The sequence below is a fragment of the Aliiroseovarius sp. S253 genome (assembly GCF_049800855.1).
Taxonomy (GTDB): domain Bacteria; phylum Pseudomonadota; class Alphaproteobacteria; order Rhodobacterales; family Rhodobacteraceae; genus Aliiroseovarius.
The window spans coordinates 776,125-788,134 of record NZ_JBNAFW010000001.1 but is presented as its reverse complement, the minus strand read 5'-3'; the positions used below and the strand labels follow the sequence as shown (position 1 = coordinate 788,134).

Sequence of the window (12,010 nt, the reverse complement as noted above, 5' to 3'; positions counted from 1 at the left end):
CGCAATAATTTGATCATATTTGGTGACACATGAAAATCGGCATTCTGCAAGCAGGCCATTCCCCCGACGAACTGCGCGACAGCGTTGGCGACTATGGCGAAATGTTCACCCGCCTTTTGGACGGGCATGGGTTCGACTTCCAGATATTCTCGGTCGTGGATGGTGAATTCCCTGCGGGCACGGAAGATGCCGATGGATGGCTGATCACCGGCTCGAAACATGGCGTCTATGAAGATCACGCCTGGATCCCGCCGCTCGAGGCTTTGATCCGTGACATTCGCGACGCAGGACAGCCTCTTGTTGGCGTCTGCTTCGGCCATCAGATCATCGCGCAAGCGCTTGGCGGCAAGGTTGCGAAGTACGATGGTGGCTGGTCCGTAGGCCGGACCGAGTATGATTTCGGAGATCAAACTCTAGCGCTCAACGCTTGGCATCAGGATCAAGTGATCGACACTCCTGAAGGGGCCAAGATCATTGCCGCAACCGATTTCTGCGCCAATGCAGCCATGATGATCGGAGATAAAATCCTGACCATCCAGCCCCACCCCGAGTTCACCGCCCCCTTGGTCGCCGGCCTGATCGAACACCGCGGGCGCGGCAATGTACCTGATGCGCTGTTGAATGCTGCAGAAGGCGCGCTGGAGACAGAAACGGATAACGCTAAGTTTGCGGATATGATGGCGGCCATTCTGAAGGGATAACCCTTCCCGGCGTCTTGAAAACAACACAGAAAGCCACGTTGATCTCCAACGTGGCTTTTTTGTTTCTGCCCCCAATCCACCCCGCAGTTTCGTAACAGTCAAACGACAAATATGAAGATATATCCGCTCTGCGCATGCTGAATTTTCTGGCCAGACTCACCTTACCCTTTTATATTTTCCGAAATGATTTTTCGAAAAAGCCGAAAAGGCGACACTCGAAAGAGGAGACAGTATGACCCTGGACCAGAACGCAGCCCCACTCGCCGCCCCGAACGTCCATGACGCCGAGCCCATCCCGGAAGCTGCCCGCGCCGAGATTGATCGGCTTCTGCAATCTGGCGACCTGTTTCGCTACACCGCTCCGGAAAACGCTCCCGTCGCCCTTCTGGAAGCCGAATTTGCCGAGATGATGGGCGCGAAATACGCGCTGGCCGTGGCCAGCTGCTCGGCCGCTCTGTTTCTGTCCCTAAAAGCGCTGAACCTTCCGCGTGACACCAAGGTCCTGATCCCGGCATTCACCTTTGCGGCTGTTCCCAGCTCAGTCGTGCATGCCGACTGCAAGCCGGTTCTGGTGGATGTGCAAGACAACTACCGCATAGACATGGCTGACTTCGCCGCCAAGCTGACCCCGGATGTGGGCGCAGTGATCATCAGCCATATGCGCGGTCATACCTCGGACATGGATGCAATCATGCAGCTGTGCGATGCGGCCAATATCCCCGTGATCGAAGACGCAGCCCATTCGCTGGGCACGCTGTGGCATGGTCGCAAGATCGGCACGATTGGCAAAATCGGTTGCTTCTCTTTTCAATCCTACAAGATGCTGAACGCGGGTGAAGGTGGCATTCTGATCACCGACGACGCCGAACTGGCCGCGCGTGCCGTAATCATGTCCGGTGCGTATGAGCACAACTGGAAAAAACACAAAACCCCGCGCGGCGAGAACTCGACTGATTTGGCCGATGCCTTTGCGCGCTGGCAAAACCAGCTACCGCTATACAACACGCGCCTATCGAACCTGTCAGCTGCCGTGATCCGCCCGCAGCTGCCAGAGCTCGCGCGCCGCGTAACGGACGGGCTGCGCAACCACGATTATGTGGCCGCGCAGTTGGAAAAAAGCCCGTGGATTACCGTTCCGGCTCCGCTGGCTCCGGAAACCCGCGCTCCGGATTCCATCCAGTTCAATCTGGACAATGCCAGCGACGAAGAAACCATCGCTTTTCAAGCGGCTGCCAAGGAACGTGGCATCACCGTCCAGGTCTTCGGAATGAGCGAAGACAACGCTCGCGCTTTCTGGAACTGGCAGTTCATTGACGATCAAGGCCCGCTGCCACAAACCCGCGCGATGCTGTCGCGCGCCTGCGACACCCGCCTGCCCGTGCGCTTGAAACAGCCCGAGTTAGATTTTATCGCTGACGCTATTCTGGGGGCGATCGCAGAGGTCAAAGCCGAAAAGGCGGAAACCGCCGCGTAATACTCGGCTCATTTTCTTACCACAAATATCCTGGGGTGAATTGGCCAACGGCCAAGAGGGGCAACGCCCCTCCCCCTTCACAACACCCTGAGTGCGCCTTTCAACCAGGGGTATTCCTTCACCGCGGGCTCGACGATCAACGACCTCAGAAGGGATCGGCACTGACCCGCTAAATCACGCGGCAAATCCCCCAGCATATCTGCGCGCGCGACAAGGTTGATACGCCGAGTGAAGGGTGCAAAAGGCAGCTCAATCAGATCTGCGGCGTCGCGAAAACGGTGGGCACGCAAAAACCCCAAAGGCGTAATGATCGTCCACCCGGCGCCACCAGCCACCATCGCCATGATCGCGTGATAGCTGTCCAATTCGAACCGGTTATCCAGTTTCAGGTTCTGCCGCGCCAAATGGTCCGAGATCACCCGTCCCATATGATGACGCGCCGTGTATTGTACCAGCGGAAGGTCTTTCAGCACCTCTTTCGGATCGCGATCACCGATAAGCCCCTTAGGTACGGCGGCGACGAAAGGTTCCTCCATCAGCGGATGGACTTCCATCCACGGCGCAGAGGCACCTGTATCAGCCGCCACGATTACATCCAAAGCACGCGCGTCCAATTGATCGTGCAGCCGGTGAGAAGCGCCCGTTTCCAATAAGAACCGTGTGGACTGCAATTGCCCAGCGGTCTCGGACAACAAGCGCGGGGTTACATCAGCGTCGAAATCCTCGATCATGCCAAGACGCAGGCGGGACAGCTGTGACAGCGCACCGAGTGTTAGCTCGGCTCTCGCTTGTTCGGCCTCGTTCAGAATGGTCTGCGCGCGTTTTAGGAACAGCGCGCCTGCGGCCGTCAAAGACACCGGGCGCGCCGAACGATCCAGTAAGCTTGTTCCTAACGCAGCCTCAAGGTTCGTGAGCTGCTGACTGACCGAAGACGGGCTGACCCCCAATCGCCGTGCGGCCATGGAAATCGAGCGTTCATCAGCAATCGCCACGAACACCTCGACACCCCAAAGTGTGATCCGCCCGGCAGTTTCGACCATGGTGCTCTCCTTTGCTCAGAAGCTATGGGCAAAGCCGGGTCCGGGCAACATCCAATCCCATCTAGCGGGTCCAAAGGCGTGACAGGTTTTCCGGGCGAGACGGGTCGATAGACCAACCGTCAGCCGCGAGGTGCACGGCAACCGCACCGCTTTGGGCAAGCGCCTTACGATCCAGAAGAGTACACGCCTTTGGCGCTGGCTCGTCACGCCATGCGGCTAAAACCACCAGATCCGCTTCGGCGCAGGCCTTGGTCAAACGATCTTCGGCCCCGCGTCCGGTCAAATGTGCAATTGAAAGTCCGAACAGCTCGACCTCCATCCACCCTTTCTGGCCGCTGAAGCCAGCACGCTCAAATGCAATCTGTTGCGTAGCGGCGTCGCCGTCGTTTTCGAGCCAGGATCGAGCGGCAAACCCTTCGCCCCGCGACTTTGACAATACGCGCCCCTGATCTGTCATCACCCCGACCAACCCGCCAGATGAACTGATCAGAACCTCAGGGCGGTCGACACTGGCCCAGCTGGCAAAAACCAGTGCGAAAGGGGCAAGTGCGATCCATCTTTCCTGTCCACGCAACAAGACCAGAAGAATGCCAGCCACAGCCAACACAGGCAGGACCAAGCCAGGGGGTGTCGGCACCTTTCCCACCGCCCCATCCAGCGATGATACAGTGTCGGCCACCCAAAGGATCCAACGGATCGGCCAGTCCATCAGCCAGAGCGCCAAGACCTCTAACCGCACCACGGCCAGCAGTGCAGCCAACACCGCTAGCGGCATAATCACGGCCCCCATGATCGGTACGCTTAAAAGATTGGCGACCAGCCCGTAATGGCTGACCTGATTGAAATGCGCCGCGCCAAAGGGGGCCGTTGCCAGCCCCGCCACGGCCGAGGATATGACCACGGTCACCACAGGCCTCAGCCAACCGGGTAAACGGCGTGATGTCTCGTCGTGTGATCGGTCTCGGATCCACACAAATACCGCGACAAGCGCCGTAGTCGCGGCAAAGGACATCTGAAACCCCGGCTCAACCAAGGCCTCGGGCGTTAAGATCAGGACGATGATCGCCGCCATGGCAACCGCGCGCAAAGTGAGGGCGCGCCGGTCAAACAAGATGGCAACGAACATTGTTGTGACCATGATGAAGGCCCGCGTGGTCGCCACCGCGCCACCGGACAGGGCAAGATAGAACACCCCGGCCCCAATGGCCGTCACTGCGGCCAATTTCTTCACTGGAAAATTCAAAGCCAATCGTGGCCAGAGCCCCATCAACACGCGCATAGCCTGAAAGACAAAACCGGTCAGAAGCCCCATATGCAGACCCGAGATCGCAAGAAGATGCGCAAGGTTTGATCCCCGCAGCGCATCGATCGTGGCACGCTCCATCGAGGATCGGTCGCCCGTCGTGATCGTCGCCGCGAAGGCCCCACTTTCGTCAGGCAACACGTCGCGTACCCGGCTTGCAATCGCCTGCCTGAGCCGTCCAATGGCCAGCGACAACTCGCCTGTAGGCGGGGACAGAAGCAGCGCCGGGCTGCGCGTATAGCCAACCGCTCCAATCCCGCGAAACCACGCCATCCGTTGGAAATCAAACCCGCCGGGCTCGACCGGGCCGTTTGGACCTGACAGGTGTCCCGTCAACGCAATCCGCTGACCAATGGCTGGGGACAGATAGCCTTGCGCCCCGTGCAGCGAGACACGGACCTGATTTGGGAGTTTTCTGGGGTTCAAATCATTCAGCTGCACTTGGTCCAAAGTCAAGCGCACCGCATCGGATTGCGAGCGGTCCATCGCGACAATCCGCCCTTCGACGGGGCCGTAATACCGGAAATCCAAAACAGGACTGGCGACCCAATGAGCGCGTATGCCAGCAATCCCGAAGCCGAGGACGACACAAAGTACCGCGCGCGCCAGTGGTCCGATACCCCACGGCCAACGCCACGCAATGCCGGCACAAATCACACCCAAAACCGCAAGCCCCGTGTAGGTAACGATATCCGGTTCGCGCATCGGCACAAAGTAAAGCCCAATGCCTGCACCAAAGAACAGCGGGGCCCAGATCAGGAACCGTCCGCGCTCTTCTTCGATCCGAGACAAGAGTTTCATGGCCAGCACCCTTGTTCAAAACCTCCCTTTTGTTAAAAGCATCTCAACGAAGCTTGTTTTCAGGCCTTGCCTGAAACGCATCCCCTCCTGCGTAACGCGCGCATGGTTTCCAAAAGGTTAATGACCGATGTCTCAGACGCCCCAGATTGTCACTCGTTTCGCCCCCTCACCCACCGGCTATCTGCATATTGGCGGTGCCCGCACGGCGCTGTTCAACTGGCTCTATGCCCGTGGTCGTGGCGGTAAGTTCCTGCTTCGCATCGAAGACACGGACCGTGCCCGCTCGACCCCCGAAGCGACCGAGGCGATCCTGAAAGGCATGGCATGGCTGGGTCTGGACCATGACGGAGACGTCGTCAGCCAGTTCGACCGTGCAGACCGCCACGCTGAAGTTGCGCTTGAAATGCTGGCAAATGGACACGCCTATAAGTGCTTTGCCACGCAGGACGAAATTCAGGCCTTCCGCGAGGAAGCCCGCGCCGAGGGGCGCTCGACCCTTTATAACAGCCCGTGGCGCGATGCTGACCCTGCGACCCACCCGGACGCGCCCTATGTGATCCGCCTGAAAGCCCCGCGTGAGGGCAAGACCGTCATCCGTGACGAGGTTCAAGGCGACGTCACAATCCGCAATGATCAGTTGGACGACATGATTTGTTTACGTTCAGATGGCACACCCACCTACATGCTAGCCGTTGTAGTTGATGACCACGATATGGGCGTGACCCATGTGATCCGGGGGGATGACCACCTGAACAATGCCGCACGCCAGACGATTGTCTATCAAGCGATGGGTTGGGATCTTCCCGTCTGGGCGCACATCCCACTGATCCACGGCCCCGATGGCAAAAAACTGTCGAAACGCCATGGTGCACTGGGTGTCGAAGAATACGAAGCGATGGGCTATCCCGCGACCGCAATGCGCAACTATCTAGCCCGTCTGGGTTGGAGCCATGGAGATGATGAATTCTTCTCGGACGCGCAGGCGCTGGAATGGTTTGACCTTTCTGGCATCGGCAAAAGCCCGGCACGCTTCGACTTCAAGAAGTTGGACAATCTGTCGGGACAGCATCTGGCCGCGATGGAAGATGCAGACGTCATGGCTGCACTTGAAGGTTACATTGCAGCTGCGGGCGAATCTTCTTTGCAGTCGCAGCAACGTGATCTTGTATCAGCGGCTATGTATGTGCTGAAAACCAGCGCCAAAACCTTACCGCAACTCCTTGAAAAAGCTAGATTTGCAACGGTCTCGCGCCCTATCGAGCGCGATGAGAAAGCAGAGAAAGCTCTTGATGATGTATCCCGCGGTATACTGAAAGAATTGACGCCGCAGCTGCAAAATGGTAGCTGGGATCGCAACACGCTTGAGGGGACACTCAACAGCCTCGCCGAGGCCCATGACCTCAAGTTCGGCAAACTCGCCGCGCCTCTGCGCGCAGCCCTTGCCGGACGGGCCGTCACGCCCAGCGTTTTTGATATGATGCTTGTCCTCGGGCGTGATGAAACCATCGCGAGACTTGAAGACGCAAGCGCATGAAGCTTGAGGCGTCTGTCCAACGGGGCGGGCGCTGCCAACACGAACACGAAGGAAATATACATGGCTGAACAAACCGGAACCGCTAAACTCACTTTCGGCGACAAGGAGCTGGAACTGCCCATGTATTCCCCCACAGCGGGGCCGGATGTGATCGACATCACTAAGCTTTATGCTCAAGGCGGGGTGTTCACCTATGACCCTGGCTTCACTTCGACCGCAAGCTGCGATTCGACCATCACCTTCATTGATGGCGGCAAAGGCGAGCTTCTGTACCGCGGTTATCCCATCGACCAGCTGGCCGAGAAATCGCATTACCTCGAAGTCTGCTATCTGCTGCTTTATGGTGAACTGCCGACAGCAACAGAGCTGGAAGATTTTGAAAGCCGCGTGACCAACCACACGATGGTGCACGAACAGATGATCAAGTTCTTCTCGGGCTTCCGTCGCGACGCGCACCCGATGGCAATCATCACCGGCGTTGTTGGCGCCATGTCGGCCTTCTATCACGACTCGACTGATGTGAATGACCCGTGGCAGCGCGAAGTGGCTGCGATCCGCATGATCGCCAAACTGCCCACCATTTGCGCGATGGCCTTCAAATACTCGGTTGGTCAGCCGTTCGTTTATCCGAAGAACGATCTGGACTATTCCTCGAACTTCCTGCGTATGTGCTTTGCCGTACCGGCCGAAGAATACGAAGTGAATCCGATCCTTGCCAAGGCAATGGACCGTATCTTCACGCTCCACGCCGACCACGAGCAGAACGCCTCGACCTCGACCGTTCGTCTGGCCGGTTCGTCGGGCGCCAACCCGTTCGCTTGTATCGCTGCTGGCATCGCTTGCCTGTGGGGACCTGCCCACGGTGGTGCAAACCAAGCTTGCTTGGAAATGCTGCGTGAAATCGGTTCGGTAGACAACATTCCGGAATACGTGGCTCGTGCCAAGGACAAGGACGACCCCTTCCGCCTGATGGGCTTCGGTCACCGCGTTTACAAGAACTTCGACCCGCGTGCGAAGGTCATGAAGGAAAGCGCAGACGAAGTTCTGGGCCTGCTGGGCATTGAAGACAACGAAACGCTGAAAGTGGCCAAGGAACTGGAGCGCATTGCTCTGGAAGATCCTTACTTCGTCGATAAGAAACTGTATCCGAACGTGGACTTCTATTCGGGCATCATCCTTGAAGCGATGGGCTTCCCGACCTCGATGTTCACCCCGATCTTTGCGCTGTCGCGCACCGTCGGCTGGATCTCGCAGTGGAAAGAGATGCTGGGCGATCCGGGTCAGAAAATCGGCCGTCCGCGCCAGCTGTATCTGGGCGACACCGAGCGCGACTATGTGGACGTCGCCAAGCGCTAAGCCAAACAATTCCAGAGAAAAGCCGCCGATTTCGGCGGCTTTTTTCGTTTTCGTGGAAGCATTTGCACCAAGGACTATTCTGTTCAGCCAAGGAGGTTGAACATGTCCCAATATCTTACCGGTCGTTGCCTGTGTGGCGCTTGCCAGTTCGACTATTCAGGCGAAATACGGTTCACGATTCAATGCTATTGCCGTGACTGCCAACATGCGACCGGGGCTGGACATGCCCCACAGATGATGGTGTCCCGCGACCGGCTGATGACAAAAGGGCCAACGAAGACATTTCGAAAACGTGCGGACTCTGGATCGATGTTAGAGTTCATCTTCTGCCGCGACTGTGGCTCTCCGCTTTTGAAAGCCACGTCACGCATGCCGGATACAATCGCCATCTACGCAGGCGCACTTGACGATCCCACGATGTTTGAACGTGGTGAAGATGTGTTCGAGGACAGTCGTCAGCCCTGGGATCAGGGCTAGACGTTAGCGCCCTTCGTATTGCGGCGCACGCTTCTCAAGGAACGCCATCACGCCTTCCTTGAAGTCCCGCGACTTGCCGCATTCGCCTTGCAGGCTGGCCTCTAGTGCTAGTTGTTCATCCAGCGTGTTGTTCATCGACGCGCGCAGGGCTTTTTTGATGTTGCGATAAGAAAGGGTCGGACCCTTTGCAAGTTGCTCGGCCCGTTTGCGCCATGTGGCTTCAAACGCATCGTCAACGACACACTCCCAAATCAGCCCCAGATCCGCAGCTTCCTTCGCGGGCATCTTTTCAGCGAACAGAGCAGCGCCCATCGCCTTAGCAAAGCCCATCTGGCGGGGCATCCAATAGGTACCGCCCGCATCCGGAATCAGACCAATGCGCGAGAAAGCTTGCATAAAGAAGGCGCTTTCCGAAGCGATCACCACATCCGCAGCCAACGCGATGTTGGCCCCTGCCCCAGCAGCAGCACCGTTGACGGCCGAGATTGTCGGGATCGGGCTGTCATAGATGGCGCGCAGCAGCGGTTCGTATTCGTCACGCAGAGTGCGCTCAAGATCGACTTCGGCCGCATTGGCGCGATCACCCAGATCCTGTCCAGAGCAGAAGGCACGGCCAGAGCCGGTGATGACCAAGGCGCGAGCGGTCTTGCCGGCCTCTTGCACAGCGTGTGCAATCTCGGCCCGCATCTGTGTGTTCAGCGCATTCATCACGTCGGCACGGTCGAAGGTCAGAACCGCCAAGCCATCGGTGATGTCCAGTGTGATCGTTTCGTAAATCATGTCATCCTCCCGGGAGTTTCGCGCAGTTTAGCCGACCAAGCGGTCAGGTAAAGGTGAACGCCCCGTCATTTTGGAAGTTTCTTGCTGCGCGAACCTATTCGTCCAGCAATTCGTTCAGCCGGTCCTGCTCGTCTTGCGTCAATGACTGCGCCCCGTCCTGAGCGCGCGCGCGTCGGCGCAAGTACAGACCGCCTGAGAGCACAGCAATCAGGAACAGCGCCGGTCCGGTGGCCCAGAGAATCAGGTTTGCACCCGAGCTATTGGGCTTCATCAGAACGTATTCGCCATAGCGTTCGACGATGAAGTCCACCACCTGATCGTTGCTGTCGCCTTCGACCAGCCGCTCGCGCACCAACAGGCGCAGATCGCGGGCGATCGAGGCGTTGCTTTCGTCAATATTCTCACCCCGGCAGACCACGCATTTCAGATCTGCCGAGATCTCTCTCGCACGCTCTTCCAGCACGGGATCGGCCAGCACCTCGTCCGGGTTCACGGCGTAAGCAGGTGCCGCAAGACACCCCATCACGACCAGCGATGCAATCAGGCGTTTCATTCAGCAGGCACCCCTTCCATGCGGGTCTTAGCCGCCCCGGCCGCCACACGGAAACGGCGGTCAAACAGGCTGAAGATACCGCCCAAGGCCATGATGATCGAGCCGGCCCAGATCCAGTTGGCGAAAGGTTTGATGAAGGTCCGCACTGCCCATCCGCCACCCTCTTGCGGGTCACCGATCACCAGATAGATATCGGTCCAAAATCCGTTGGAAATCGCCGCTTCTGTGGTTGGCATAGCCTGCACAGGATAGACGCGTTTTTCAGGATAGAGCGTGGTCAGATGGCTGCCATCACGATCCACCCGAATTTCCGCTTTGGTCGAGATATAGTTCGGACCTTGCTCGCGCCCGACGTTCACCAACGAGATGTCATATTCGGCCACTTGGAAGGTTTCGCCGATCTGAGCGACGCGAATGTCTTCGACTTCCCACGCCATCAGTCCGGAAATCCCCATCATCGTAATCCCAAGCCCAGCATGGGCAGCAAACTTGCCCCAGTCAGCGCCCGGCAAACGGGTCAGGCGCGACAGACGGCCCGCAATGGCTCCGCGCCCTGTACGGCTGAAGATGTCCGTCATCGACCCGGCCACCAGCCACGTCCCAAGGAACATACCAATCGGACCCAAAGCAGACTTGCCCGTCTGCATCGCCCAAACCAGCGCCAGAACGGCAATCGACAAGACCAAGGCTGGCACCAGCTGTTTCACCGCGCGACCAATCTTGGCGCGCTTCCATGGCAGCATGGCCCCTATGGGCATAACCAGCGCCAGCACCACCATGAAGGGGGTAAAGGCCGCTTCAAAGAACGGTGGCCCGACCGAGATCTTGCGGTCGAATGCCTCGCCCACCAAGGGCCAGATCGTGCCGACGAAGACCACAAAGGACGACACGGCCAGCAGGATGTTGTTCACGACCAAAGCGCTTTCTCGACTAACGAAGCCGAAGACGCCTTTGGCCTCCATCGAGCTGGCACGGGCGGCGAACAGCGTAAGCGCGCCACCGGTGAAGAACAGGAGGATGAACAGGATGAACACGCCACGTTCAGGATCAGACGCGAAGGCATGGACCGAGGTGATGACACCCGAGCGCACGATAAACGTGCCAATCAACGAGAAGCCGAAGGCCAAGATCGCCAACAGGATCGTCCAGCTTTTCAGGCTTTCACGTTTCTCGACCACGATGGCCGAGTGCAACAGGGCCGCTGCGAACAGCCACGGCATGAAGGACGCGTTCTCGACCGGGTCCCAGAACCAGAAGCCGCCCCAGCCAAGCTCGTAATAGGCCCACCAGCTGCCCAGACCGATTCCGATGGTCAGAAAGACCCAAGCAGCCAGCGTCCACGGGCGCACCCAGCGGCCCCAAGCCGCATCAATCCGGCCCTCGATCAAGGCGGCCACAGCGAAGGAAAACGCCATCGATAGCCCTACATAGCCCAGATACAGGAACGGCGGATGGAAGGCCAAACCGGGATCTTGCAGAAGCGGGTTCAGGTCCTGCCCGTCAAAGGGCGGCTGCGCCAGACGCAGAAACGGGTTCGAGGTGAAGATGATAAACGCCAAAAACGCCACCGCGATCGAGCTTTGCACCGCCAAAACCCGCGCTTTCAGCGTTCTGGGCAGGTTCTGTCCGAACCACGCCGCCGTCGCGCCAAAACCCGCGATGATCAGCACCCAAAGCAGCATCGAGCCCTCGTGGTTCCCCCACACGCCCGAGATTTTGTACAGCATCGGTTTGGCAGAATGCGAGTTCAGCGTGACCAGCCGGACCGAGAAATCCGAGGTCACAAACGCATAGGTCAGCGCCAAAAATGACGCGGAAATCAGAAGGAATTGGATGGTTGCCGCAGGCACGGCCATCTCCATCCAGCTGTTCCAGCCCTTATGCGCCCCGATCAGTGGAACGATGGTTTGCACCACCGCCACGCCCAGCGCCAAGATCAGCGCAAAATGTCCAAGCTCTGTAATCATGCGGCGGACCATACAGAGAGTCGC

10 protein-coding genes are annotated in these 12,010 nt (G+C 58.3%); 5 read left to right on the top strand and 5 right to left on the bottom strand.

Annotated features, from left to right (window positions below):
* The first annotated feature begins 29 nt into the window (after positions 1 to 29).
* The gene (locus ACP15F_RS03920; protein ID WP_424939529.1) at positions 30 to 701 is read left to right on the top strand and encodes a type 1 glutamine amidotransferase; all 672 of its coding nucleotides are present in this window, start codon (positions 30 to 32) and stop codon (positions 699 to 701) included.
* 232 nt (positions 702 to 933) lie between these two features.
* Positions 934 to 2,175, top strand: a complete 1,242-nt coding sequence (locus tag ACP15F_RS03915) for a DegT/DnrJ/EryC1/StrS family aminotransferase (RefSeq protein ID WP_424939528.1) — start codon at positions 934 to 936, stop codon at positions 2,173 to 2,175.
* A 77-nt stretch (positions 2,176 to 2,252) separates the two neighbouring features.
* Here the strand turns inward: ACP15F_RS03915 and ACP15F_RS03910 are convergent, their stop codons facing one another.
* Positions 2,253 to 3,215 (bottom strand): LysR family transcriptional regulator, encoded by a 963-nt coding sequence (locus tag ACP15F_RS03910; RefSeq protein WP_424939527.1) that lies wholly within the window; start codon positions 3,213 to 3,215, stop codon positions 2,253 to 2,255.
* 61 nt (positions 3,216 to 3,276) lie between these two features.
* Positions 3,277 to 5,319 (bottom strand): ComEC/Rec2 family competence protein, encoded by a 2,043-nt coding sequence (locus ACP15F_RS03905; protein ID WP_424939526.1) that lies wholly within the window; start codon positions 5,317 to 5,319, stop codon positions 3,277 to 3,279.
* A 127-nt stretch (positions 5,320 to 5,446) separates the two neighbouring features.
* Here ACP15F_RS03905 and gltX point away from each other — a divergent pair, with 127 nt between their 5' ends.
* From gltX to ACP15F_RS03890, 3 genes are all read left to right on the top strand, one after another.
* Complete coding sequence (gene gltX / locus ACP15F_RS03900; protein WP_424939525.1) at positions 5,447 to 6,853, top strand: glutamate--tRNA ligase; 1,407 nt, start codon at positions 5,447 to 5,449, stop codon at positions 6,851 to 6,853.
* 60 nt (positions 6,854 to 6,913) lie between these two features.
* Complete coding sequence (gene gltA, locus ACP15F_RS03895) at positions 6,914 to 8,209, top strand: citrate synthase (protein WP_424939524.1); 1,296 nt, start codon at positions 6,914 to 6,916, stop codon at positions 8,207 to 8,209.
* A 102-nt stretch (positions 8,210 to 8,311) separates the two neighbouring features.
* Positions 8,312 to 8,686 (top strand): GFA family protein, encoded by a 375-nt coding sequence (locus ACP15F_RS03890; RefSeq protein WP_424939523.1) that lies wholly within the window; start codon positions 8,312 to 8,314, stop codon positions 8,684 to 8,686.
* Between the two features lie 3 nt (positions 8,687 to 8,689).
* Here ACP15F_RS03890 and ACP15F_RS03885 read toward each other — a convergent pair whose 3' ends face one another.
* The 3 genes from ACP15F_RS03885 to ACP15F_RS03875 form a co-directional block, all read right to left on the bottom strand.
* On the bottom strand, positions 8,690 to 9,466 hold the full coding sequence (locus ACP15F_RS03885; protein ID WP_424939522.1) for an enoyl-CoA hydratase-related protein: 777 nt from the start codon (positions 9,464 to 9,466) through the stop codon (positions 8,690 to 8,692).
* Between the two features lie 94 nt (positions 9,467 to 9,560).
* Positions 9,561 to 10,019 carry a cytochrome c-type biogenesis protein gene (locus ACP15F_RS03880; protein WP_424939521.1) on the bottom strand — a complete coding sequence of 153 codons (459 nt, stop codon included), beginning with the start codon at positions 10,017 to 10,019 and terminating at the stop codon, positions 9,561 to 9,563.
* On the bottom strand, positions 10,016 to 11,986 hold the full coding sequence (locus ACP15F_RS03875) for a heme lyase CcmF/NrfE family subunit (protein ID WP_424940935.1): 1,971 nt from the start codon (positions 11,984 to 11,986) through the stop codon (positions 10,016 to 10,018). Before ACP15F_RS03875 ends, ACP15F_RS03880 begins: the two co-directional genes overlap by 4 nt.
* Positions 11,987 to 12,010: the final 24 nt, after the last annotated feature.